Origin of the sequence: Lederbergia citrea, from assembly GCF_018343525.1 — a bacterium.
Lineage (GTDB): Bacteria > Bacillota > Bacilli > Bacillales > Bacillaceae_C > Lederbergia > Lederbergia citrea.
The window spans coordinates 1,338,260-1,362,336 of the sequence record NZ_JAGYPH010000001.1 but is presented as its reverse complement, the minus strand read 5'-3'; the positions used below and the strand labels follow the sequence as shown (position 1 = coordinate 1,362,336).

The window sequence follows — 24,077 nt, the reverse complement described above, 5'->3', positions numbered from 1 at the left end:
ACGTAAAAGAAAAGAGTGAAATGTGTTGGCTAATCTCCCAATTGTCCATCATCCGGCCGATATTTTGGAAGTTAAATGTGACCAAGTATTTGAATTTAACCGGGAACTGCATGAACTACTGGATGATATGTATGAAACAATGATCAGCGAAGACGGAGTTGGTCTTGCTGCTCCTCAAGTTGGCATCAGCAGTCAAGTTGCCATCGTCGAGATTGATGATGAAGAAGGATTGATTGAATTAATCAATCCGAAAATCATTAGTCAAAGCGGGGAACAAACAGATGTTGAAGGTTGTCTTAGCTTTCCGGGGCTGTATGGAACAGTATCTCGGTCTTACACTGTAATAATAAAGGCGCAAGATCGGTATGGCGAGGAATTCAAGCTTAAAGCAAATGACTTTTTAGCTCGTGCGATACAGCATGAACTAGATCATTTAAATGGAGTGCTTTTTACTTCGAAAGTGATTAAATATGTGAATGAAGAAGATTTAGAAGGTAGTGAAGACAAATGACAAAAATCGTTTTTATGGGCACACCTGATTTTTCAGTTCCCGTGCTCAGGAGACTAATTGAAGAAGGCTACGAAATAATTGGAGTCGTTACACAGCCTGATAGGCCGGTAGGAAGAAAAAAAATCATGACTCCCACCCCGGTAAAGATCGAAGCGGAAAGTCATGGGATACGAGTTTTTCAGCCAGAAAAAATTCGTGATCCGGAACAATCAAAAGAAATTCTATCCCTTCATCCTGATTTGATAGTCACAGCGGCATATGGACAAATATTGCCAAAATCAATTCTTGATGCTCCGAAATATGGCTGTATTAATGTGCACGCCTCCCTTCTCCCTGAATTAAGAGGGGGTGCACCCATTCATTACGCTATAATGCAAGGGAAAGAAAAAACGGGTATTACGATTATGTATATGGCGGAAAAACTCGATGCCGGGGATATTATCAGTCAAGTGGAAGTGCCGATTACTGAAGAAGATGATGTAGGAACAATGCATGATCGATTGAGTGAGGCCGGAGCGGAATTGCTTGCAGAAACAGTCCCAAAACTATTATTAGGACAAATTGAAGCAATTCCTCAGGATCATACGCTTGCGACCTTTGCTTCAAATATAAAACGTGAACAAGAAAAAATAAATTGGGAGAAAACCGGTGAAGAAGTTTTCAACCATATTAGAGGATTATGTCCATGGCCAGTTGCATTTACAACTTTATCGGGGACTACCTTGAAAATTTGGAAATCGGAAAAAAGTCGTGTTGAAGGTAAATACCAACCTGGCGAAGTCATTTCAATTGAGAATGACGGCTTTGTTGTAGCAACTGGGAACGATTATGGAATCAAAGTATTAGAGTTGCAGCCAGCAGGTAAGAAGCGAATGACTGCGGATCAATTTTTAAGAGGGGTAAATGAAGAATTTAAAACAGGAATAATATTGGGTAGAGAAAATGAATAAAAATACAAAAAATGTCCGTGAAGCTGCTTTAGACGTATTAGAAGCAATTGATAAGCATCAGTCATATAGCAACTTACTATTAAATCAAGTGATAAAGAAACACAAAATAAACGGTCCGGATACAGGACTGCTAACAGAAATTGTATATGGAACGATTCAACGCAAATTGGCACTTGACTACTATTTACGCCCATTTATAAAAAAACAACCTGATAATTGGGTGCTTAATTTACTCCGGCTCTCGCTTTATCAAATGGTTTATTTAGATCGCGTTCCAGATCGGGCGGTATTTTATGAAGCTGTAGAAATTGGGAAAAAACGTGGACATAAGGGAATCGCGAGTTTAGTAAACGGCGTTTTAAGGTCAATCCAAAGGCAAGGTATTCCATCTTTAGATGATATAGACAGTCCATTAGAGAGGCTTTCTATTGAAACCAGCCATCCGCTTTGGCTTATACAAAAATGGGAAGCACAATATGGACTTGAAACAACAAGAGCAATGTGTGAAGAGAATTTACTTGCTCCTGTTCAAACGGTGAGAATCAATAAAATGAAAGCGACAAGAGAAGAAGTTCTACAAATGCTTGAAGCTGAAGGATTTGCGGTTCAGCCTAGTCCAATTATTCCTGTAGCTATAAGAATTTTAAAGGGTAATGCTGTACACTCGGATACATATAGAAATGGATACATTAGTATTCAGGATGAAAGCTCCATGGCAGTGGCTTTTGCATTGGATATTTCCGAAAATATGAAAGTTCTAGATGCTTGTGCAGCACCAGGTGGCAAAACGGGTCATATCGCAGAGCTTCTCGGCGGAACAGGATTGGTAAATGCTCTAGACTTGCACCCTCATAAAATCAAACTGATTAAGGAAAACGCAGATCGCCTTGGGCTGAACAATATTGAAGCTGAAGCCTTAGATAGCAGAGATGCTAGTGATGCATTCAGTCTAGAATCTTTTGATCGAGTCCTCGTTGACGCACCTTGTTCCGGCCTGGGAGTTTTGAGGAGAAAACCGGATATTAAATATTCAAAATCACAAAATGACATTGAAGCGCTGCAAAATATACAAATAAAGATTTTATCAGAAACAGCTGGATTGGTGAAAAAAGGCGGATTACTTGTATACAGTACATGCACAGTTGATCGAGAAGAAAATGATGGCACAGTCAATCAATTCCTTGAACAACATCCCGATTTTGAACCACACCCGCTTAACCTACCATTAGGACTATCAGAATTAGTAGAATCAGGCTCACATACCTTGCAAATATTTCCGCAAGACTTTGGAGGGGATGGGTTTTTCATTTGTTCTTTTAAAAAGAAGGAGTCATAACTGGAACAAAATAGCACTAAGCTGATGCTATCTATGATCAGCATAGTGCAAAGGAGCGTAAAGAGGAGACGAGATATGATAGCATTTTTTAAAACGGATCAAGGCATGGTTCGCCGTAATAATGAAGACAATGGTGGTGTGTTTTTTAATAGTGCCGGAAATTGTCTTGCTATTGTGGCTGATGGAATGGGTGGCCATAATGCGGGTGAAGTGGCTAGTCAAATAGCCGTCAGCAGTATTCGGGAAGAATGGTGCGCTGTAGAGAAAGAATTTACACCTGACCAGGCAGAAAAGTGGTTGAGAACCCAAATAACCGCAGTTAATGAAAAAATATTTAAACACTCACAAACTCATAAAGAATGTGATGGAATGGGTACTACGATTGTGGCCGCAATCTGTACGCCATTGTTTGCAACTGTAGTAAACATAGGGGATAGCCGCTGTTATTTATTGAATGAAAATGGGTTTAAGCAAATAACTGAAGATCATTCACTTGTAAATGAACTAATTAAAACAGGGCAAATATCCCGTGAAGACGCTGAACTTCATCCCCGGAAAAACGTGTTGTTAAAAACGGTTGGCACTGAATCTGTCATGGATATGGATATTACAACTATTACCTTTGAAGAAGGGGATAAACTTCTGCTTTGTTCAGACGGGTTATCTAATAAAGTATCGAATGATGAAATGGCAACTATTTTAAATGATGGTACAGAAGTAAGTGAAAAGACAACAACTTTGATTGGATTGGCAAATAAATATGGCGGTGAAGATAATATTTCACTGGCCATCATTGAAGCCTGCATCGAGAGCAGGTGTGAAGAATGTTAATCGGAAGAAGAATTAGTGGACGCTATAAAGTAATAGAAATGATCGGCGGCGGAGGTATGGCCAATGTCTACCTAGCAAGAGACATAATCCTCGACCGTGATGTTGCCGTGAAAATTTTACGTTTAGACTTTGTAAATGAAGACGAATTTATTCGGCGTTTTCAAAGAGAAGCGCAATCTGCCACAAGTTTGACTCATGAGAATATTGTCAGCATTTACGATGTAGGAGAAGAAAAAGATATATATTATATTGTGATGGAATATGTGGATGGAATGACGTTGAAACAATACATACAGCATTACCATCCGGTACCGTTGGAAAAAACTCTTGATATTATGAAACAATTAACATCAGCTGTCGCACATGCCCATGAAAATCACATTGTTCATCGGGACATCAAGCCCCAAAACATTTTGATTGACCATCATGGCCATGTAATGATTACCGATTTTGGAATCGCCATGGCCTTAAGTGCCACTTCCATAACACAAACGAATGCGGTTTTGGGTTCGGTTCATTACCTTTCACCAGAACAGGCGAGAGGTGGAATGGCGACAAAAAAATCGGATATTTATTCAATCGGGATTGTTATGTTCGAACTGCTCACAGGAAGGTTACCTTTTTCTGGTGAATCCGCTGTTTCGATTGCATTAAAACATTTACAATCTGAAACACCCTCACCAACACGCTGGAACCCTGATATACCCCAAAGTGTTGAAAACATTGTCTTAAAAGCTACCGCAAAGGATCCGTTTGTACGCTATGAAAGTGCGGAAGAAATGGAAAGAGACCTTGAAACAGCTTTAGATCCTAATCGTTTTAATGAGCCTAAATTTGAAATCCCTGAAGATGTAGATGCAACAAGGGCTATTCCTGTCATTACTGGGAATAATCTTGAAAATAAACATGGCAATACCATCCTACATCAAAAAGAACAAGATACAAAAGTGCCAAAAGACAATAATAAGCCAAAAAGAAAGAAAAAGTGGCCTTGGGTCATTGGAATTCTTTCTGCATTACTGATTTTGTCACTCTTGTTTTTCACTACTGTTTTACCAGCGATTCGTGATGCGCAAAATGTTGAAGTTCCTGACATAAGTGGTGAGGAATATGATGATGCTCTCCTTATATTAAATAATGCTGGTTTAATTGTTGGCGAAAAGATTGAGTCTCCAAGTGAGGATGTACCCGAAGGCGAGGTAATCAAAACGAGTCCGAGAGCAGGGAGAGAACTAAAGAAAGGCAGTTCTATAACAGTTTATCTTAGTACCGGAAAAGAAAAGTTTATTCTTGGTGATTATCGGGGAAGACAATTTGATGAAATTGACTCCTTGCTTGATGACGAACTGTTTAAGGAAATAAGGAAAGATGATAGATATGATGAGTCACCTGAAGGGACTATTTTAGAGCAAACGCCAAGTCCCGAGAGTCCGGTTGTACCGGAAGAAACTGTTTTGTCCTTCATCGTAAGTCTAGGACAAGAAAAAATCAGCTTGAGAGATTTAACGGAATACAATAAAAAAGGATTAGAAATTTACGAAGAGGCTACGGGAATTTATATTGATGTTGCCAGCGAGGAGTATTCAGATCACGTTCCGGAAGGACTTGTAATTTCGCAGAATCCAGCGCCTGGAACTCACCTTTCAAAAGGTGATCGCGTAAATGTAACTATTTCTAAAGGGAAAGAAGAAATTCCTCCTGATACATTCTCTAAAGAGATCATGATACCTTATAATCCTGAGGAGGAAGGAAAACCACAGGAAATTAAAATTTTTATTGAAGATATGAATCATCATAATTTCTCTGTTCCGGTAGAAACCTTTACAATTGAACATGATGTCGTAAAAGAATTGCAGTTTACTGTTGAAAAAGGTAAAAAAGCAAGTTATAGAGTGATGAGCGGTGACTCTGTAGTCGAAGAGAAAGAAGTGGAATATTCAGGTGACTAATCATCATCGAAAGGATAGGTGCCATGACTGAAGGGAAAATAGTTAAAGCCTTAAGTGGTTTTTATTATGTGTTAAATGAGGCTGGACTTGTTCAATGTAGAGGACGAGGTGTTTTCCGGAAAAATAAAGTGACTCCTCTTGTAGGAGATTATGTTATTTTTCAAGCAGAGAATGATAAAGAAGGCTATATCATGGAAGTTAAACCGCGAAAAAATGAACTGATTCGCCCGCCAATCGCCAACACTGACCAAGCGATATTGGTGTTTTCAGCATCAGAACCGGAATTTAGCACCATGTTGCTTGACCGTTTTCTTGTCATTGTCGAATCAAGCGGGATATTACCATTAATTTGTGTAACTAAGGCAGATTTACTATCAAGTGAAAAACGCTCGGAAATTAACGGTTATTTACAAGACTATCGTACCATTGGATATGAAGTCATATTGCTGTCATCAAAAACGGAAGAAGGCGTGGATCAACTTCGTCCCTTTTTAACAGGTAAGACGAGTGTCTTTGCCGGGCAATCGGGCGTAGGGAAATCCTCCCTACTCAATGCCTTAAAACCTGAACTGGAATTAAAAACTGATGAAATATCCTCGCATCTTGGTCGTGGTAAACATACGACAAGACATGTGGAATTAATCGCAGTTGGTGGAGGGCTTGTTGCCGATACACCTGGCTTTAGTTCATTGGAATTTACGGAAATAGAAGCGGAGGATTTAGCTGAAGCTTTCCCAGAAATGTCCAAAGTAAGTGAGGACTGTAAATTTCGGGGTTGTCTTCATGTAAATGAACCCAAATGTGCTGTAAAAACAGCTGTGGAAAATGGAGAAATTCCTCCATATCGCTATGAACATTATCTACAATTTATACAAGAAATTAAAGATAGAAAGCCGAGGTATTGATACTATGAAGATTGCTCCATCCATTTTAGCTGCCGACTTTTCTAAGCTGGCAGATGAAATAAAAGAGGTAGAATTAGGGGGAGCCGATTATATCCATATCGATATAATGGATGGCCATTTTGTTCCTAATATTACAATGGGACCAATGATCGTTGAAGCTGTCAAAAAAGTGACAAGTCTTCCTCTTGATGTTCATTTAATGATTAAAAATCCCGAACAATATGTAAAAGCATTTGCAGATGCCGGAGCCGACTTTATTACCGTGCATATCGAAGCTGACCCTCATATACATCGAACACTTCAGGAAATAAGAAGGTTGGGAGCAAAGCCAGGAGTCGTACTAAATCCCGGCACCCCAACTTCTACGATTACGAGCGTTTTAGAGGAAGTTGATATGATTTTGCTCATGACAGTCAATCCAGGATTTGGCGGCCAATCTTTCATTGATGCTGTTTTGCCAAAAATCCGTGAAGTAAAAGATATGGTTGAATTGAAACAATTAAATATTGAAATCGAAGTAGATGGGGGCATTAACGCGGAAACGGCAAATATGTGCAAGGATGCAGGGGCTAATGTATTCGTCGCGGGATCTGCCATTTTTAATAATCAAGATCGACAGGCTGCCATTCAGGAAATACGTTCCCGGCTCTCCAAATAATATGGCTGCTAATGATAAGATTATTTATATTGTAGCTGGTGGTCCAAAACACTTAATACCTAATTCTACCTTTTGTGAGCGAGAAGGCATTGTATGGATTGGCGTAGATCGTGGTGTGCACTACCTTTTGGAAAAAGGAATAATCCCTGATTTGTCCGTCGGTGATTTTGACTCGGTTACGCATAGTGAATGGGAAAAAATAAAAGCCCAATCGCCATCAGTCAACCGATATCGGCCTGAAAAAGATGAAACGGATATGGAACTTGCGATCATTATGGCGCTAAAACAAAATCCTTCTGCCATTAAAATTTTTGGCGCTACTGGAGGCAGGTTGGATCACTTCATGGCCAATGCACTTATGCTCGTGCAATTTCAAACCCCAAAATCAAACGTGAAAATAGAAATAATTGATATTCAAAATGCGATATCAGTTTTTTCACCTGGTAAATATGAAGTGGAATTGGATTCCCAGACAAAATATATCTCGTTTCTTCCCCTAACTGCGGAAGTGAAAAATATAACCTTGGTTGGATTCAAATATCCCCTTGCCAATAAAACTGTGCATTTCGGATCATCATTATGCATAAGTAATGAACTTATACAACAATCTGGTACTTTTTCGTTTGAAAAAGGCATATTAATGATGATAAGAAGTAGCGATTAAAAATTGGCCCATTTCTGTAAGGGCGCGTACTTATCTATATATCGTGAATATAATAGCATTGGATGAAAGGCGCCTATTTTCAGATTAGGAGGGAATTTATATGAGGTTTTATACAATTAAACTGCCGAGATTTTTAGGGGGAATCGTAAGAGCAATGCTGGGGTTTAAAAAAGGATAATCTAAATGATAAAAGGCACCTGAATATCAGGCGCCTTTTATTTGTTTATTGATTTTTTTATACTCTTTCTACTTTACCGGATTTAAGAGCTCTAGCTGAAACCCATACACGTTTTGGTTTACCGTCAACAAGAATGCGGACTTTTTGTAGGTTTGCGCCCCAAGTACGTTTGTTCGCGTTCATTGCGTGTGAACGTTTGTTTCCTGAACTTGTTTTGCGGCCGGTGATAACACATTGCTTTGGCATCTATAATTCCCTCCCGTCGCTGAAGTAAGACTATTCGTTGGTTCACTTCAATTTACTCATCATGAAAGATACTTTAATAATTTATCACACATGTATTTAGAATGCAATACTTCTATATAGTTGAATAAAGAGAAATTCCTTGACAGCAATCCATTAAGAAACAATAATCTAACAGGTGAAGCTTTCAAAAAATGAGCCATTATAGTAAAATAATCATAGCTAATCTGTGAATACGGTAACATTCATTCAATAATGTTTCTAAGGATATTTCGACCAATAAGGGGGAACTTGCATGTCCATTGAAATGAAAACGAAATATGGCCAAATTGATATATCCAATGAAGTGGTTGCGACCGTTGCTGGCGGTGCCGCAATAGATTGCTATGGCATAGTTGGGATGGCTTCTAAAAACCAAATAAAAGATGGTTTAACCGATATTTTGCGCAAGGAAAACTTTACACGAGGAATCATCATCCGCCAGGAAGGTGGGGCCTTGCACATAGATATGTTTATCATCGTAAGTTATGGAACAAAAATCTCGGAGGTAGCCCATAATGTGCAATCCAAAGTCAAATATACACTTGAACAAACAATTGGTATTTCCGCAGATACAGTAAACATCTATGTTCAAGGGGTTCGAGTAACGAATCCGTAATAAGGAGGAAGAAGTACGTGTCTATTACATCATTGGATGGAAATCGGTTCGCCGATATGATCATACAAGGGGCCAATCATTTATCTGCTAATGCGCAAATGGTTGACGCATTAAATGTATTTCCTGTACCAGATGGCGATACAGGAACAAATATGAATCTGTCGATGTCTTCAGGTTCAAAAGAAGTTCAGAATAATAAGCAAGAGAATATTGGAAAAGTTGCTGCTGCACTTTCGAAAGGTCTTTTGATGGGAGCCCGCGGGAATTCTGGTGTTATCCTGTCGCAGCTGTTCCGAGGATTTGCAAAAGATATTGAATCTAAAACTTTTCTTTCTAGTATTGAATTCGCGCATGCGCTTGAAGCGGGTGTTAATACCGCCTATAAAGCTGTAATGAAGCCAGTCGAAGGAACCATTTTAACTGTTGCAAAGGACGCCTCCAAAAAAGCAGTAGAAATAGCTAATCATGAGACGGATATAATAGTTGTTATGGAGGCGACTTTAAAAGAAGCAAGAGCATCCTTAAAGCGGACTCCTGATTTGCTTCCAGTTTTAAAAGAGGTAGGAGTTGTAGATAGTGGAGGTCAAGGGCTTGTTTGTGTATACGAGGGATTCTTGGCTGTTTTAAAAGGAGAGAAGCTTCTCGATATGCCAGCAGTTTCTCCCTCTATGGATGAGCTTGTAAATGCACAGCACCATCAAAGCGTTCAAGGCTTTATGAACACCGAGGATATACAGTACGGATACTGTACAGAATTTATGGTCCGATTTGAAAAGGATAAAAAAGAGTTTTTTGAGGATGCATTTAGAAATGATTTAAGTGAATATGGGGATTCCTTGCTCGTTATTTCAGATGATGATGTCGCAAAAGTTCATATCCATTCCGAACAGCCCGGCGATGTATTATCTTACGGCCAGCAATACGGAAGCTTAATTCATATGAAAATTGAAAACATGAGAGAGCAACATAGCGCAATAATTGATAGTTCCAATTCTCATCCGGGACAAGCAGTTGCTGTTCCAAAAGAAAAAAAGGAATATGCGATCATTGCGGTATCAATGGGTTCAGGGATTGCCGATCTTTTTAAGAGTATCGGAGCATCCGAGGTTATAGAAGGCGGCCAAACGATGAATCCAAGTACCGAAGACATTATGAAAGCTATTAAAGCAGCTTATGCGCACAAAATCATTCTTCTTCCAAATAACAAGAATATCATTATGGCGGCTGAACAAGCTGCCGAAATTGCCGAGGAAGAAGTGGTGGTTGTTCCATCAAAAACGGTTCCACAAGGTTTGGCAGCAGTACTTGCTTTCAATCCCACGCTGTCATTAGAAAAAAATGGCCAGGAAATGCAGGCAGCTTTGGCTGAAGTTAAAACAGGATTGGTTACTTTCGCTGTTCGGGATACAAATATTGATGGAATGAATATAGCAAAAAATGATTTTATGGGCATCCAAGACGGTAAGATAGTTGAAACAAATAAAGATTTAATTTCAGCTTCTCGTAACCTACTTTCGAAGATGATTGATGAAGATGCAGAAATCCTCACCATCCTTTATGGTGAAGATACTAATTCCGTGGAACTTAATCAGCTCGTTGAGTTTATTGGCGAACATTACGAAGATCTTGAAGTGGAAGTCCATAACGGACAACAGCCGTTATATAATTTTATATTTTCAGTTGAATGATAATAAATAGAAGGGCCACCTCCCTCGGGATCCCTTCTATTTCCATGTTCCCATTTATGTAAAAGCTAGGAAGGAGAGAGTGAGTTGAAATACAAAAGTGTATTTGACATCATTGGTCCAGTAATGATTGGCCCTTCAAGCTCTCATACTGCAGGGGCTGCAAGAATTGGTAGAGTGGCAAGAAGTTTATTCGGCAAGGAGCCACGATGGGCAAAAATATCTTTTTATGAATCATTTGCTAAAACATATAAAGGTCACGGTACGGATGTTGCCATTGTTGGAGGTCTTCTTGATTTCGATACAGACGATGAACGGATTATTAAAGCAAAAGAAATCGCCTCTGAAAGAGGTATAAACATCGAGTTTATAGAAGAAACTGCAAATGCCGATCATCCAAATACAGCCCGTATTAGGATTGGCGATGACCAAGACGAAATGGAGCTTGTTGGGATTTCAATCGGTGGCGGAAAAATAGAAATTACTGAACTAAATGGATTTCTATTAAAACTATCCGGACACCATCCAGCAATTCTTGTAGTGCATGATGATCGTCACGGTGCCATAGCTTCTGTTTCTAATATCCTAAGCAAGCATGAAATTAATATTGGACATATGGAAGTTTCCAGAAAAGAAAAAGGGAAAATGGCTCTAATGACGATTGAAGTAGACCAAAATATTGATCAGGACGTTATTGATGAAATTAGCAAGCTTTCGAATATAACGCAAGTTTCAAGAGTAGTCGACTAAGATTCGCATCTAGAGCTTTATAAAGGAGGATTCTGACATGTTTAGAAATGTTGCCGAATTGGTTCATTTAGCAGAATCACAAAATAAGCAAATATCGGAAATCATGATCGAACAGGAAATGGAAGTAACAAATAGGAGCAGGGAAGAAATTTTCACCCAAATGGACAAAAGCCTTACTGTAATGGAAGAGGCCGTAGAACGAGGATTAAAAGGTGTTACATCACACTCTGGGTTAACTGGAGGAGATGCTGTTTTGATGCAAAGATATATTGAAAAAGGAAATTTTCTTTCTGGTGAAATAATTTTGGATGCGGTCAGTAAGGCTGTAGCAACGAATGAAGTAAATGCTGCAATGGGAACGATTTGTGCTACACCTACAGCAGGCTCTGCTGGAGTGGTTCCTGGTACTTTGTTTGCTGTAAAGAATAAATTGAATCCGTCGCGAGAGCAAATGGTTAAATTTTTGTTTACCTCGGGGGCATTTGGTTTTGTTGTAGCTAATAACGCATCTATATCAGGTGCCGCTGGAGGCTGCCAGGCTGAAGTTGGCTCTGCGGCGGGAATGGCTGCTGCTGCGATTGTGGAATTGGCCGGTGGTACACCTTCACAGTGTGCGGAGGCAATGGCCATTACTTTGAAAAATATGTTAGGGCTTGTTTGTGATCCTGTAGCGGGTCTAGTAGAGGTCCCCTGTGTAAAAAGAAATGCAATGGGGGCCTCAAATGCAATGATTGCAGCTGATATGGCATTAGCTGGCATCACAAGTCGAATTCCGTGTGATGAGGTAATTGATGCAATGTACAAAATTGGTCAACGAATGCCAAGCGCTTTAAGAGAAACGGCAGAAGGAGGGTTGGCGGCGACTCCGACTGGGAAAATGCTCGAGGCAAAAATATTTGGGATCGCGCCAGCAAACCGTGATGAAGCGCATTGACCAGCCTACTGACGTCTTAAAAGGAATTGGTAATGAGACAGCAATGAACCTAGCTAATATGGGCATTCAAACGATAGGTGATTTGTTGAATTATCTTCCTTTTCGGTACGAAGATATAAGACTTCGCGATTTAGCTGAAGTTGCTCACGATGAAAAAATTACAGTCGAAGGCACGGTCCATAGTGAGCCATCACTCATGTATTATGGGAAGAAAAAAAATCGGCTCACTATCCATTTGCTCGTGGATAAATATTTAATTAAAGTTACATTTTTTAATCGAGCTTATTTAAAAGGCAAGCTTTCTCCTCAAGATGTTATTACAGTTTCGGGAAAGTGGGATAAACATCGCCAGTTAATTACGGGACAAGATTTAAAAATAGGCTCCCCCCAAACCCCAAACGCCGATTTCGAACCCGTTTATCCAGTAAAAGGGTCAGTGACTGTAAAAGCTTTGCGAAGATATATTATCCAGGCCTTCAATGAATATGGGGATGACATAGAGGAAACTTTACCGGGATTTTTTATGGAAAAGTATAAATTACCTGCCAAAAAAATAGCTTTGCAAAATATGCATTTTCCTCAATCTCAAGAAGAAGTGAAGCAGGCAAGGCGGCGCTTTGTGTATGAAGAGTTCCTTTACTTTCAATTGAAAATGCAAGCGTTTCGCAAATTTGAAAGAGAGCAATCAGAGGGAATCGGACAGCAATACGATCTTCAAAAAATAAAAATGTTTATTCAATCACTCCCATTTCAGTTAACAAATGCCCAGAAAAAAGTTGTGAATGAAATATGTGCCGATTTAAAATCACCGTATAAAATGAATCGTCTTCTACAAGGAGATGTAGGGTCTGGTAAAACAGCTGTTGCAGCGATCGCTCTTTATGCTAGCGTAACTGCAGGTTTTCAAGTTGCATTAATGGTGCCTACAGAAATACTTGCTGAACAGCATTTAGAATCTATTAGCGGACTACTTGAACCAGTAGGAGTGAAAACAGCCCTACTATCTAGCTCAGTTAAAGGGAAAAAGCGAAGAATTATTTTGGAACAACTGCAAAATGGTGAGATTGATATTATCATAGGAACCCATGCCCTTATTCAGGATGAGGTTGATTTTCATAAGCTGGGTCTCGTTATTACGGATGAGCAGCATCGTTTTGGTGTAGAACAGCGGCGGGTATTGCGAGAAAAAGGCGAAAGCCCAGATGTGTTATTTATGACTGCAACTCCTATACCTAGAACTCTAGCTATTACAGTATTTGGTGAAATGGATGTCTCAACTATTGATGAAATGCCTGCCGGGAGAAAAACGATTGAAACACATTGGGCGAAACACAATATGCTTGATCGAATTCTTGAGTTTGTAGAAAAGGAATTAAAAAAAGGTCGTCAAGCTTATGTTATTTGTCCCTTAATTGAAGAATCAGATAAAATTGATGTCCAAAATGCGATCGATGTCCATGATGTGCTATCTAATTATTTTCATGGAAAGTTTAAAACGGGTCTAATGCATGGAAGACTTCCTTCCGCAGAGAAAGATGAAATAATGAAGGCGTTTAGTAATAACGAAATTCAGCTCCTCGTATCAACCACCGTAGTGGAAGTTGGCGTAAATGTTCCGAATGCTACTGTCATGGTCGTTTATGATGCTGAGAGATTCGGATTATCACAGCTTCACCAGCTTCGTGGCAGGGTTGGGCGCGGACGTGAACAATCATACTGTATATTGTTAGCCGATCCAAAAACAGATATTGGTAAAGAACGTATGAGGATTATGACGGAAACAAACGACGGATTTAAGCTTAGTGAACGAGACTTAGAACTGCGAGGACCAGGCGACTTTTTCGGCAAAAAACAAAGTGGACTGCCTGAATTTAGAGTCGCTGATATGGTACACGATTATCGTGCACTTGAAACAGCACGTAATGATGCATCAATGTTAATCGAACAAAAGGAATTCTGGGAAAATCCAGATTTCTTGCCTCTACGAAATTATCTAAAAGCGTCGGGTGCTCTATCTGGAGAGAAATTGGATTAATAATAAAAAGGGGTGGCGTATTTGTTGCGCTTCACTCCTTGTTTTTATATACTACTGTTAATACCTAGTCTTAATATCGTGAAATGGTGTTGATAAAGATGAGACCGTCCAAAAAAGATCGCCAAAAAATGCTGCGTCAAACAATTGATGAGAATCCCTTTGTAACTGATGAGGAATTATCAGAAAAATTTTCTGTCAGTGTTCAAACAATTAGGCTAGATCGAATGGAATTGGCGATACCTGAATTAAGAGAAAGAATTAAGACAGTTGCAGAAAAGAATGTAGTAGATGAAGTGAAATCTTTGCCTATTGACGAAGTCATTGGAGAAATTATCGATATTCATTTAGACGAAACCGCAATTTCAATTTTTGATGTGAAAAAAGAGCATGTTTTTAAGCGGAATTTAATTGCACGTGGTCACCACTTATTTGCTCAGGCTAACTCTCTTGCGGTGGCTGTAATTAACGATGAACTTGCTTTAACTGTTAAAGTTGGCATTCATTTTACCCGGCCTGTAAAAATGGGAGATAGAGTCGTCGCAAAAGCAAAGGTGCGTAAGCAAACATGGCCTTCTGATCGAACAATCGTAGATGTAAACAGCTATGTTGGCCAGGAATTGGCATTTAAAGGCGAATTTGAAATGTTTCGTTCCAGTCATATTGTAGAAGGTGAAAATTAATGAAGATAGCAATTGATGCGATGGGTGGCGACCATGCACCGAAAGAAATTATTTTAGGTGTCAATCGAGCTGCGCAAGATTTTACGGATACAGAGTTTATATTATATGGCGATAAAGCTCGTATTAAAGAGCATTTGTCTGAAAATGCTCGTGTTCACATTATACATACGACAGAAATAATTGAGTCAACGGATGAACCTGTAAAGGCTGTCCGCCGCAAAAAGGATGCATCAATGGTCAGAATGGCTCAGGCGGTAAAAGAAGGTGAAGCGGATGCTTGTATCTCCGCGGGGAATACCGGAGCGCTAATGGCTGCGGGCTTATTCGTTGTGGGCAGAATAAAAGGGATTGAACGCCCTGCCCTTGCGCCCACTCTGCCGACATTAGACGGCAGGGGATTTGTCATGCTAGATTTGGGGGCAAATGCAGACGCAAAACCGGAACATTTATTGCAAAATGGAATCATGGGAAATATATACGCAGAAAAAGTTAGAAAGATTAACAAGCCTAAAGTAGCTTTGTTGAATATCGGATCCGAAGAAAATAAAGGTAATGAACTGACAAAAAAGGCTTTTGAGTTGCTAAGTGCTGCAGATTTGAATTTTGTCGGTAATATTGAATCCCGCGATTTACTTGAAGGACACGCGGATGTTGTCGTGACTGATGGTTTTACAGGAAATATTGTACTAAAAGCAATCGAGGGAACTGCTGCATCTGTTTTTTCGATGTTAAAAGACACGTTAACGAGCAATTTGAAAAATAAACTCGCTGCCGGTATTTTAAAACCTGATCTAATCCAACTGAAAAATAAAATGGATTATACAGAGTATGGCGGTGCTTGCTTATTTGGTCTTGAATCGCCAGTCGTTAAAGCACACGGATCTTCAAATGCCAATGCGATTTATCATGCGATTCGACAGACGAGAGACATGGTTAAACATGATATATCAGATACAATTAGAACGGTTATTTCTAAAAAAGAACAATGATTAGATGTGGAGGTTTTAAAAAATGGGAAAAATAGCATTTGTTTTTCCAGGCCAAGGGTCACAAACAGTAGGAATGGGAAAAGCTATCGCTGATGCAAATATTAAAGCAAAAGAAATATTTGAAAGTGCCGATAGACGACTAGGAAATGAACTGTCCTCCATAATCTTTAACGGCCCCCAGGAAACATTGACACAAACTACGAATGCCCAGCCTGCTCTTTTAACAACGAGCATTGCGCTTTTACAGAGCATTCAAGAAGCGGGCATCAAGGCAGATTATACCGCAGGCCATAGTCTTGGGGAATATACAGCGCTAGTTGCAAGCGGGGCAATCGAGTTTACAGATGCTGTATATGCTGTATCCAAACGTGGAGAATTTATGGAAGAGGCTGTTCCTAATGGTGAAGGAACAATGGCGGCTGTCCTCGGACTCGATCGAAACGTATTGCAAGAAATTACTGAGACGATTACAAATAGCGGCGATTCGGTTCAACTCGCCAATTTGAATTGCCCAGGTCAAATCGTCATTTCCGGTACGACAAAAGGTGTTCAAAGAGCCGGAGAAAAAGCAAAGGAATCAGGTGCAAAGCGAGTGCTGCCTTTACAGGTGAGCGGTCCATTTCACTCAAGCTTAATGAAACCTGCAGCCGAAAAATTCCGAGCCATTCTTCAGGAAATTGAACTGAATGATGCGGCTATTCCCGTTATTGCGAATGTAACAGCTGCCCCTACTATTTCAAGTGATGATATTCAAGAAAAATTAGTGAAGCAGCTTTATTCGCCGGTTTTATGGGAAGACTCAGTGGAAAAGATGATAGAACTTGGTGTAGACACTTTTGTGGAAATTGGCCCTGGGAAGGTTTTATCGGGATTAATCAAAAAGGTGAACAGAAGTGTCAAAACTTTTTCAGTCCAAGATCCAGAAAGCTGTCAATTGGTTATTGAAGCACTAAAGGGGGAAGAAGAGTGAAGTTAGAAGGGAAATCGGCTATTGTAACTGGCGCATCCAGAGGAATTGGACGAGAAATTGCCATTTTCTTAGCAAAAGAAGGTGCGGATGTTGTCGTCAACTATTCAGGCAGTGAAGAAAAAGCGAATGAGACAGTTAGCGAAATCATTGCTATGGGACGAAAAGCCTTCGCGTTTAAATGTAACGTGGGAGACGCAGATTCTGTACAAGAGATGGTAAAGGAAACAATTAATCAATTTGGAAAACTAGATATCTTAGTGAATAATGCGGGAATTACTCGCGATAATTTGCTGATGAGGATGAAAGAAAGCGAATGGGATGACGTCATCAATATTAATTTAAAGGGTGTTTTTCTCTGCACAAAAGCCGTTTCTAGGCAAATGATGAAGCAAAGATCAGGCAAAATAATTAATATCGCTTCGATTGTTGGAGTCATTGGAAATCCTGGACAAGCAAATTATGTTGCAGCAAAAGCTGGAGTGATCGGCTTAACGAAAACCTCGGCGAGGGAGCTTTCAGCACGCGGAATTACAGTTAATGCGATTGCACCAGGTTTTATTTCAACTGATATGACTGACCAGCTTCCAGAAGATGTGAAAAACACCATGCTTCAACAAATCCCGCTCGGAAAATTCGGTGATGCTGCAGACATTGCAAAAGTAGCTTTATTCCTTGCTTCTGATGATGCAAATTATATGACTGGTCAAACACTGCATGTAGATGGTGGTATGGTTATGTAATTCGCCATATATTCATACAAATCAAATAAAGTAAATATCTTAACTGATCATTTTACTTTATTTAGATTTCTATTATAATGACTTGAGGGGAGGTGAATCGAATGGCAGATACAATTGAACGTGTAACAAAAATTATTGTTGACCGTCTAGGCGTCGAAGAATCAAAAGTAACGCTTGAAGCTTCTTTTAAAGATGATTTAGGTGCTGATTCCCTAGATGTAGTGGAACTTGTCATGGAACTGGAAGATGAGTTTGATATGGAAATTTCCGATGATGATGCTGAAAATATTACAACAGTAGGCGACGCTGTAAATTACATAAAAAGTAAATAACTAGTCGCTCAAGCTTAGAACATGTCCCGTTGAAAGTCGACGGGGCTTTTCTAGTTCAGTAGGAAATGATAAAGGCGCTTACGCTTTTGTTTCGTCCAGCTCCAGCGCCTAGCCCCTCGAGGTCAAATAACCTGATCCAATAAAAGTCAAGATCGGACTTTTATTGTCTCAGAACATTTGATTGTCGGAGGCCCGCAGGATGCGGGTCAGAACGGCGTTGCCACAGGAAGTGGCGATCTTAGCCGTTCTTCCTATACCAAGGCGCTTGCGCTTTTGTTAATAAATACACTTTCAAGGTGGATGGCATATGCGGAAAACATATCGAGACAGAAAAATAAATAATAAAATTTCCCAGAAATTTAAGGAGTTCCAGACTAGAAACGGTATCAAATTCAATGATGAAAAATTATTAATGCAGGCTTTTACACATTCATCCTATGTGAATGAGCATCGAAAAAAACCACATGAAGACAATGAACGACTTGAATTTTTAGGTGATGCAGTTTTGGAATTATCAGTATCACAGTACTTATTCAAGAAGTATCCAACGATGAGTGAAGGCGAATTAACTAAGCTTAGAGCAGCTATCGTATGTGAGCCATCATTAGTCATGTTTGCTAATGAGGTGAAGTTTGGCGAAGTTGTTTTGCTCGGAAAGGGCGAAGAAATGACAGGTGGCCGCACACGTCCCGCTTTGCTCGCCGATGCATTTGAAGCCTTTATCGGAGCGTTATACCTTGACCAAGGGTTGGAGACCGTCATTTCGTTCTTGGATAAGGTCGTATATTTAAAAGTGGATTCGGGTGCTTTTTCTCATGTGATGGACTTTAAGAGCCAATTGCAGGAATATGTTCAAAGAGATGGTCCAGGTACTTTGGAATATAAAATTCTCCAAGAAGAAGGACCTGCACATAACCGTATTTTTGTATCACAAGTATCTATAAATAATGAGGTACTCGGAGAAGGGGCTGGCCGGTCCAAGAAAGAAGCAGAACAGCATGCAGCCCAAATGGCATTAGGGAAATTAAAAGAGGAATAGGATCTATTTGAGCCGCAGAATGGAGGGAAGTTCTTGTTCCTAAAACAACTAGATATTATCGGCTTTAAATCGTTTGCAGAAAAGGTTACCATCGAATTTGTTCCTGGAGTAACTGCTGTCGTAGGTCCGAATGGAAGTGGGAAAAGTAATATTACCGACGCAATCCGTTGGGTGCTTGGAGAGCAATCGGCGAAATCATTACGTGGTGGGAAAATGGAAGACATCATTTTCGCAGGAAGTGATTCAAGAAAACAATTGAATTTCGCCGAAGTTGCTTTGACGTTAAATAATGAAGACGGTGCCTTGCCGATTGAATACAACGAAGTAAATGTGGCGAGAAGAGTATTTAGAACAGGAGATAGTGAATATCTCCTTAATGGCCATGTTTGCAGATTAAAAGATATTATTGATTTATTCATGGATTCAGGCTTGGGAAAAGAAGCCTTTTCCATTATCAGTCAAGGTAAAGTAGAAGAAATATTAAACAGTAAGCCGGAAGAAAGGCGAATAATCTTTGAAGAGGCAGCTGGTATCTTAAAGTATAAGACGCGGAAAAAGAAAGCTGAATCAAAGCTGCAGGAAACAAGTGAAAATTTAAATCGAGTCAATGATATTCTTCATGAATTAGAAGGACAAATTGAACCACTACAAATCCAAGCATCCATTGCTAAAGATTATCTTGATAAGAAAAAAGAACTTGAAAATCATGAAGTAGCATTGACTGTATTTGAAATAGGTGCTTTGCATGAAAATTGGGAAAAATCAAAGGTGGAATTACAAAAATTAGCTTCTCAGCATCAAGAACTTTCACAGATGATTAAACAAAATGAATTGCAAGTGGATGAGGGGCGAAGTCGCTTATCGTCATTTAATGCAAATATAGCAGAGCTACAATCTGTATTGCTTACGGCCTCCAAGGAACTAGAGAAACTGGAAGGTAGACGTGAGGTATTAAAAGAGAGAACGAGAAATGCGACTCAAAATACCGAACAGCTAAAAAAGAGTATACAAGAGGCAGAACTAAAAGGACGTCAATTAGCGGAAAACCTTAAAATAACAAAGAACGAAGCCAAAATTAAGGCAGCAGAAGTCCAAAAATTAAAAGACTCCCTAGCTGAAAAGAAGAAAAAATTAAGTCTTCTAGACGGTTCAATTGAGGACACAATTGAATCATTAAAAAGTGACTTTATTGAAGTGCTGAATGAACAAGCAGCCGCTAAAAATGAACTTCATTATTTGGATCAACAACTAAATCAGCAAATAGTAAAAAGTAATCGTTTAGATGGAGAGAACGAGAAATATATAGAACAACGAAGTGAAATTACTCAAAACTTGAAAAGTAAGATTGAAGAAATGGCAGTGGTTGAAGCAGAAATTGAAGCTCAACTCATTCAATTTGGCGAAGCGAAAAAAAATATTGACTTATTAAAACAGCAATATGATACAAAAACCTCTTTACTAAACCAGGCAAATCAATTTGTTCAAAAAGCACAGTCTCGAAAAGAAACCTTGGAAGAAATGGAAGAAGAATATACCGGATTCTTTCAAGGGGTCAAAGAAATTTTGAAAGCCAGGGGAGAAGCCCTTCAAGGAATAGAAGGGGCAGTAGCTGAGCTCATTTCTGTTCCCAAGCAATATGCTTTGGCAATCGAAACAGCTTTAGGAAGCTCGATGCAAAATATAGTTGTAAAATCGGAAGTATATGCAAGGAATGCAATTGACTTTTTAAAGAGGAATCAATATGGGAGAGCTACCTTTCTGCCTTTAAATATTATTCGAGAGAAAAACGTGCAACCAAGTCAAGAGGCAATTCTTAAAACAAATGATGCTTTTATTGGCATTGCAGCTAACCTGATCAATTACCAGATTGAACATGCACCTGCTATCAAAAGTCTCCTTGGAAACATAATTATTGCCAAAGATCTACCTGGTGCGAATACATTGGCAAAATTACTTCAGTACCGTTACCGAATCGTTACTTTGGAAGGGGATATTGTTAATCCGGGTGGATCGATGACGGGTGGAGCATCTAAGCAAAAAACGAGTTCATTGCTAGGGCGCAAGAGTGAGCTTGAGGAAATAAAAAACAAATTGGCTGATATGAAAGCTAAAACGGCCATCCTTAAGCAAGAATGGGTAAATATCAAACAAGAATTGGAAGATGAAGAAAAACGTCTTGAACAGATCAAATACACAGGTGAGAAACTGCGGATTAGGCAAAATGAGACGGAAGCAGCCATTGTCCAAATTGAAATAAGTAAAAAGAATGTGGACGAGCGTCTCGCTTTATATGATTTGGAAACGTCAGAATTAAAAGCTGAAAAAAATAAAATAACTGAACGAAGTACCGTGCTTGCTTCGATCACCGCACAATGTGAGGAAAAAATAAAGTCTTTAAACAACAGAATTGAAGAATTGACTGCTCAGCGGAACAGCGAAAGACAATCAAAAGATTTTTTAGCAAGTGAAATTACTGATCTTTCATCTCGATTTGCAGTAGCGAAAGAGCAACTTTCAGCGATTCATGCCCACTTAGAAATACTCACGCGGGAAATTTCAGAATCTAAAGCACAGCAAAAATCATTGGAAGAGGATTTGGCCTGGATTGAAGGTGAAATGACAGGTCACAATACAAGTGAAGAAGAGCTTGCAGCACAAGCGGAAGCGAAAAAAACAGAAAAACATGAAACTGAAAAAATGATTGCATTACGTAGTGAGGAAAGACTTCAACTCCAAACCTCTATTGAACAGAGAGAAGCTGAATTGAAAGAGCATAAGCGATTGTATAATGGAATAAATGTTATGTTAAAAGACGAAGAGGTCAAAACCAATCGTCTAGATGTAGAGCTGGAAAATCGACTATCCAAACTGCGAGAGGAATACACAATTACGTACGAAAGTGCCATGGAGAAATATCCACTTGTACTTCCAGTTGATGAGACTAGTCAAAAAGTGAAGCTATTAAAGATAGAGATCGCAGAACTTGGATCTGTCAATCTTGGAGCGATTGAAGAATATGACCGTGTGTATGAAAGATATCACTTTCTTTTAGAACAGCAGACGGACCTTTCTGAGGCAAAAGATAATTTGTTTCAGGTTATGGACGAAATGGATAATGAAATGATCAAAAGATTCAGTACTACTTTTTATGAGATTCAGAGCCAATTTGAAGGAGTCTTCAAAGCATTATTCGGCGGTGGCAGAGCCGAATTGAAGCTAACTAATCCGGAAGACATGCTCAATACAGGCGTTGATATCGTCGCACAACCGCCAGGGAAAAAACTGCAAAATTTAAGTTTGTTATCCGGCGGAGAGCGATCTTTAACAGCCATTGCACTCTTGTTTTCCATATTAAAAATTCGTCCCGTGCCATTTTGTGTACTAGACGAAGTAGAGGCTGCTCTAGACGAGGCAAATGTTCAAAGATTCAGCCGTTATTTACAGCAATTTAGCAGCGAAACTCAGTTTATCGTAATTACCCATAGACAAGGAACCATGCAGGGGGCAGATGTTTTATACGGTGTCACAATGCAGGAATCAGGGGTTTCTAAGATTGTTTCTGTAAAATTGGAAAGTGATAAGCAGATGGCATAAATTTAGGAAAGGAGCAGTATATTATGAGTTTTTTTAAAAAGCTAAAAGAAAAATTTACCACTTCTACCGATACTGTTTCAGAAAAGTTTAAAGATGGACTTGCGAAAACAAGGAATAATTTCACTGGAAAAGTGAATGATCTTATTTCTCGCTACAGAAAAGTAGATGAAGACTTTTTTGAGGAACTTGAAGAAATCCTCATCCAAGCAGATGTCGGTTTTGAAACAGTGATGAAGCTCGTTGAGGAATTGAGGACAGAAGTTAAGAAGAAGAATATTAAGGACCCTGAGGATGTTCAATCGGTAATCTCAGAAAAGCTTGTGGAAATTTACGAATCAGGCGCAGAATCCTCTAATAACTTGAATATTCAAGAAGGTGGCCTCACAGTCATTTTATTTGTTGGTGTAAACGGAGTTGGGAAAACGACAACGATTGGCAAGCTTGCACACAAATTTAAGCAAGAAGGAAAAAAAGTAATCATGGCTGCTGGTGACACGTTTCGAGCCGGAGCAATTGAACAGCTGGAAGTATGGGGAGAACGTGTGGGGGTTGATGTAATTAAACAAGCAGAAGGTTCCGACCCGGCGGCTGTCATGTTTGATGCACTGCAGGCTGCCAAATCACGAAAAGCCGATATTTTACTTTGTGATACAGCAGGCAGATTGCAAAATAAAGTTAATTTAATGAAGGAACTGGAAAAAGTTAAACGTGTCATTGAACGTGAAGTGCCTGAAGCCCCTCATGAGGTATTACTTGTTTTAGATGCTACAACTGGACAAAACGCATTGATTCAAGCGAAAACATTTAAAGAGGCCACGAATGTGAGTGGGATTGTCCTTTCTAAACTTGACGGAACAGCAAAAGGCGGAATCGTTCTAGCTATCCGGAATGAATTGCATATTCCTGTTAAATTTGTTGGTCTTGGAGAAAAAATGGATGATCTTCAAGAATTTGATGCTGAAAAATATGTATATGGACTGTTTTCCGATGCGATCGAAAGCGAAAATGAATAAGATAACGGTGCTTTTTCCGTTATCTTGACATTAATGAAGCTTCCGTGTATTATTTCATTGTAAAGGCTTTTAACTTAACAAGGTGGGATTTAAATGGCCATGCTTGAGAAAACAACGCGTATAAACTATTTATTTGATTTTTACCAGGCGCTGTTGACTCCGAAGCAACGCAGTTATATGTCCCTTTATTATCTCGATGATTTCTCGCTTGGTGAAATTGCGGAAGAATATGAAATTAGCCGTCAGGCTGTCTATGATAATATAAAACGTACTGAAGCCATGCTGGAAGAATATGAAGAAAAACTGCTGTTATTTCAAAAATTTCAAGAGCGCAAAAAAATTACCGAGCAAATGGAAAAGTGTTTGGCGGAAGGAAAACTAGACCGAGCCAATCTAGACCATTATTTGGTTTTGCTTGAGGAATTGGATTAGG

The 24,077-nt window shown here is 39.4% G+C and carries 24 protein-coding genes; 23 read left to right on the top strand and 1 reads right to left on the bottom strand.

Annotated elements, in window-relative coordinates:
- Positions 1-25 precede the first annotated feature (25 nt).
- The 9 genes from def (at position 26) to spoVM (ending at position 7,982) form a co-directional block, all read left to right on the top strand.
- Positions 26-511 (top strand): peptide deformylase, encoded by a 486-nt coding sequence (gene def, locus KHA88_RS07065; RefSeq protein ID WP_213096593.1) that lies wholly within the window; start codon positions 26-28, stop codon positions 509-511.
- On the top strand, positions 508-1,461 hold the full coding sequence (fmt, locus tag KHA88_RS07060; RefSeq protein ID WP_213121681.1) for a methionyl-tRNA formyltransferase: 954 nt from the start codon (positions 508-510) through the stop codon (positions 1,459-1,461). Before def ends, fmt begins: the two co-directional genes overlap by 4 nt.
- Positions 1,454-2,797, top strand: coding sequence for a 16S rRNA (cytosine(967)-C(5))-methyltransferase RsmB (rsmB, locus tag KHA88_RS07055; RefSeq protein ID WP_213121680.1), 1,344 nt, complete (start codon positions 1,454-1,456; stop codon positions 2,795-2,797). Before fmt ends, rsmB begins: the two co-directional genes overlap by 8 nt.
- Positions 2,798-2,872: 75 nt before the next feature.
- Complete coding sequence (locus KHA88_RS07050) at positions 2,873-3,628, top strand: Stp1/IreP family PP2C-type Ser/Thr phosphatase (RefSeq protein ID WP_213096596.1); 756 nt, start codon at positions 2,873-2,875, stop codon at positions 3,626-3,628.
- Positions 3,622-5,577 carry a Stk1 family PASTA domain-containing Ser/Thr kinase gene (pknB, locus tag KHA88_RS07045; protein WP_213121679.1) on the top strand — a complete coding sequence of 652 codons (1,956 nt, stop codon included), beginning with the start codon at positions 3,622-3,624 and terminating at the stop codon, positions 5,575-5,577. The genes KHA88_RS07050 and pknB overlap by 7 nt, the downstream gene beginning before the upstream one ends.
- Positions 5,578-5,600: 23 nt before the next feature.
- On the top strand, positions 5,601-6,482 hold the full coding sequence (rsgA, locus tag KHA88_RS07040; RefSeq protein ID WP_213121678.1) for a ribosome small subunit-dependent GTPase A: 882 nt from the start codon (positions 5,601-5,603) through the stop codon (positions 6,480-6,482).
- Between the two features lie 4 nt (positions 6,483-6,486).
- A complete protein-coding gene (rpe, locus tag KHA88_RS07035) occupies positions 6,487-7,140 on the top strand; it encodes a ribulose-phosphate 3-epimerase (RefSeq protein ID WP_213121754.1) in 654 nt (217 codons plus the stop codon).
- Position 7,141: 1 nt separating this feature from the next.
- Positions 7,142-7,804: a thiamine diphosphokinase gene (locus tag KHA88_RS07030; protein WP_213121677.1), complete on the top strand. Its 663-nt coding sequence runs from the start codon at positions 7,142-7,144 to the stop codon at positions 7,802-7,804.
- Between the two features lie 100 nt (positions 7,805-7,904).
- Positions 7,905-7,982: a stage V sporulation protein SpoVM gene (gene spoVM / locus KHA88_RS07025; RefSeq protein ID WP_213097815.1), complete on the top strand. Its 78-nt coding sequence runs from the start codon at positions 7,905-7,907 to the stop codon at positions 7,980-7,982.
- A 57-nt stretch (positions 7,983-8,039) separates the two neighbouring features.
- Here spoVM and rpmB read toward each other — a convergent pair whose 3' ends face one another.
- A complete protein-coding gene (rpmB, locus tag KHA88_RS07020) occupies positions 8,040-8,228 on the bottom strand; it encodes a 50S ribosomal protein L28 (RefSeq protein ID WP_213096601.1) in 189 nt (62 codons plus the stop codon).
- 292 nt (positions 8,229-8,520) lie between these two features.
- Here rpmB and KHA88_RS07015 point away from each other — a divergent pair, with 292 nt between their 5' ends.
- The 14 genes from KHA88_RS07015 to KHA88_RS06950 all read left to right on the top strand — a co-directional run bounded on the left by KHA88_RS07015 (position 8,521) and on the right by KHA88_RS06950 (position 24,076).
- Positions 8,521-8,883 (top strand): Asp23/Gls24 family envelope stress response protein, encoded by a 363-nt coding sequence (locus KHA88_RS07015; RefSeq protein WP_213096602.1) that lies wholly within the window; start codon positions 8,521-8,523, stop codon positions 8,881-8,883.
- Positions 8,884-8,900: 17 nt separating this feature from the next.
- Positions 8,901-10,571, top strand: coding sequence for a DAK2 domain-containing protein (locus KHA88_RS07010; RefSeq protein ID WP_213121676.1), 1,671 nt, complete (start codon positions 8,901-8,903; stop codon positions 10,569-10,571).
- A gap of 84 nt (positions 10,572-10,655) precedes the next feature.
- Positions 10,656-11,318 carry an L-serine ammonia-lyase, iron-sulfur-dependent subunit beta gene (gene sdaAB, locus KHA88_RS07005; protein WP_213096604.1) on the top strand — a complete coding sequence of 221 codons (663 nt, stop codon included), beginning with the start codon at positions 10,656-10,658 and terminating at the stop codon, positions 11,316-11,318.
- 37 nt (positions 11,319-11,355) lie between these two features.
- Positions 11,356-12,252, top strand: a complete 897-nt coding sequence (gene sdaAA, locus KHA88_RS07000) for an L-serine ammonia-lyase, iron-sulfur-dependent, subunit alpha (protein ID WP_213121675.1) — start codon at positions 11,356-11,358, stop codon at positions 12,250-12,252.
- Positions 12,236-14,287: an ATP-dependent DNA helicase RecG gene (gene recG, locus KHA88_RS06995; RefSeq protein WP_213121674.1), complete on the top strand. Its 2,052-nt coding sequence runs from the start codon at positions 12,236-12,238 to the stop codon at positions 14,285-14,287. The genes sdaAA and recG overlap by 17 nt, the downstream gene beginning before the upstream one ends.
- A 98-nt stretch (positions 14,288-14,385) precedes the next feature.
- Positions 14,386-14,967: a transcription factor FapR gene (gene fapR, locus KHA88_RS06990; RefSeq protein WP_213096607.1), complete on the top strand. Its 582-nt coding sequence runs from the start codon at positions 14,386-14,388 to the stop codon at positions 14,965-14,967.
- Positions 14,967-15,956: a phosphate acyltransferase PlsX gene (gene plsX / locus KHA88_RS06985; protein ID WP_213096608.1), complete on the top strand. Its 990-nt coding sequence runs from the start codon at positions 14,967-14,969 to the stop codon at positions 15,954-15,956. The genes fapR and plsX overlap by 1 nt, the downstream gene beginning before the upstream one ends.
- Before the next feature lie 22 nt (positions 15,957-15,978).
- On the top strand, positions 15,979-16,926 hold the full coding sequence (fabD, locus tag KHA88_RS06980) for an ACP S-malonyltransferase (protein WP_213121673.1): 948 nt from the start codon (positions 15,979-15,981) through the stop codon (positions 16,924-16,926).
- On the top strand, positions 16,923-17,666 hold the full coding sequence (gene fabG / locus KHA88_RS06975; protein WP_213096610.1) for a 3-oxoacyl-[acyl-carrier-protein] reductase: 744 nt from the start codon (positions 16,923-16,925) through the stop codon (positions 17,664-17,666). The genes fabD and fabG overlap by 4 nt, the downstream gene beginning before the upstream one ends.
- 101 nt (positions 17,667-17,767) lie before the next feature.
- Positions 17,768-17,998, top strand: coding sequence for an acyl carrier protein (locus tag KHA88_RS06970; protein ID WP_213096611.1), 231 nt, complete (start codon positions 17,768-17,770; stop codon positions 17,996-17,998).
- A 307-nt stretch (positions 17,999-18,305) separates the two neighbouring features.
- Positions 18,306-19,037, top strand: a complete 732-nt coding sequence (gene rnc, locus KHA88_RS06965; RefSeq protein WP_213096612.1) for a ribonuclease III — start codon at positions 18,306-18,308, stop codon at positions 19,035-19,037.
- 33 nt (positions 19,038-19,070) lie between these two features.
- Positions 19,071-22,631: a chromosome segregation protein SMC gene (gene smc, locus KHA88_RS06960; protein ID WP_213121672.1), complete on the top strand. Its 3,561-nt coding sequence runs from the start codon at positions 19,071-19,073 to the stop codon at positions 22,629-22,631.
- Positions 22,632-22,654: 23 nt separating this feature from the next.
- Positions 22,655-23,644: a signal recognition particle-docking protein FtsY gene (gene ftsY / locus KHA88_RS06955; protein ID WP_213096614.1), complete on the top strand. Its 990-nt coding sequence runs from the start codon at positions 22,655-22,657 to the stop codon at positions 23,642-23,644.
- A gap of 93 nt (positions 23,645-23,737) precedes the next feature.
- Positions 23,738-24,076, top strand: a complete 339-nt coding sequence (locus KHA88_RS06950) for a putative DNA-binding protein (RefSeq protein WP_430413625.1) — start codon at positions 23,738-23,740, stop codon at positions 24,074-24,076.
- Position 24,077 lies beyond the last annotated feature (1 nt).

Excerpts from the sequence above, each read along its gene's own strand:
- fabD (WP_213121673.1), top strand. The coding sequence starts at position 15,979 with ATGGGAAAAATAGCATTTGTTTTTCCAGGCCAAGGGTCACAAACAGTA.
- spoVM (WP_213097815.1), top strand. The coding sequence starts at position 7,905 with ATGAGGTTTTATACAATTAAACTGCCGAGATTTTTAGGGGGAATCGTA.
- KHA88_RS07050 (WP_213096596.1), top strand. The coding sequence starts at position 2,873 with ATGATAGCATTTTTTAAAACGGATCAAGGCATGGTTCGCCGTAATAAT.
- KHA88_RS07015 (WP_213096602.1), top strand. The coding sequence starts at position 8,521 with ATGTCCATTGAAATGAAAACGAAATATGGCCAAATTGATATATCCAAT.
- fmt (WP_213121681.1), top strand. The coding sequence starts at position 508 with ATGACAAAAATCGTTTTTATGGGCACACCTGATTTTTCAGTTCCCGTG.
- rsgA (WP_213121678.1), top strand. The coding sequence starts at position 5,601 with ATGACTGAAGGGAAAATAGTTAAAGCCTTAAGTGGTTTTTATTATGTG.
- KHA88_RS06970 (WP_213096611.1), top strand. The coding sequence starts at position 17,768 with ATGGCAGATACAATTGAACGTGTAACAAAAATTATTGTTGACCGTCTA.
- rpe (WP_213121754.1), top strand. The coding sequence starts at position 6,487 with ATGAAGATTGCTCCATCCATTTTAGCTGCCGACTTTTCTAAGCTGGCA.
- pknB (WP_213121679.1), top strand. The coding sequence starts at position 3,622 with ATGTTAATCGGAAGAAGAATTAGTGGACGCTATAAAGTAATAGAAATG.
- rsmB (WP_213121680.1), top strand. The coding sequence starts at position 1,454 with ATGAATAAAAATACAAAAAATGTCCGTGAAGCTGCTTTAGACGTATTA.
- plsX (WP_213096608.1), top strand. The coding sequence starts at position 14,967 with ATGAAGATAGCAATTGATGCGATGGGTGGCGACCATGCACCGAAAGAA.
- rpmB (WP_213096601.1), bottom strand. The coding sequence starts at position 8,228 with ATGCCAAAGCAATGTGTTATCACCGGCCGCAAAACAAGTTCAGGAAAC.
- ftsY (WP_213096614.1), top strand. The coding sequence starts at position 22,655 with ATGAGTTTTTTTAAAAAGCTAAAAGAAAAATTTACCACTTCTACCGAT.
- sdaAA (WP_213121675.1), top strand. The coding sequence starts at position 11,356 with ATGTTTAGAAATGTTGCCGAATTGGTTCATTTAGCAGAATCACAAAAT.
- KHA88_RS06950 (WP_430413625.1), top strand. The coding sequence starts at position 23,738 with ATGGCCATGCTTGAGAAAACAACGCGTATAAACTATTTATTTGATTTT.
- rnc (WP_213096612.1), top strand. The coding sequence starts at position 18,306 with ATGCGGAAAACATATCGAGACAGAAAAATAAATAATAAAATTTCCCAG.
- KHA88_RS07030 (WP_213121677.1), top strand. The coding sequence starts at position 7,142 with ATGGCTGCTAATGATAAGATTATTTATATTGTAGCTGGTGGTCCAAAA.
- fapR (WP_213096607.1), top strand. The coding sequence starts at position 14,386 with ATGAGACCGTCCAAAAAAGATCGCCAAAAAATGCTGCGTCAAACAATT.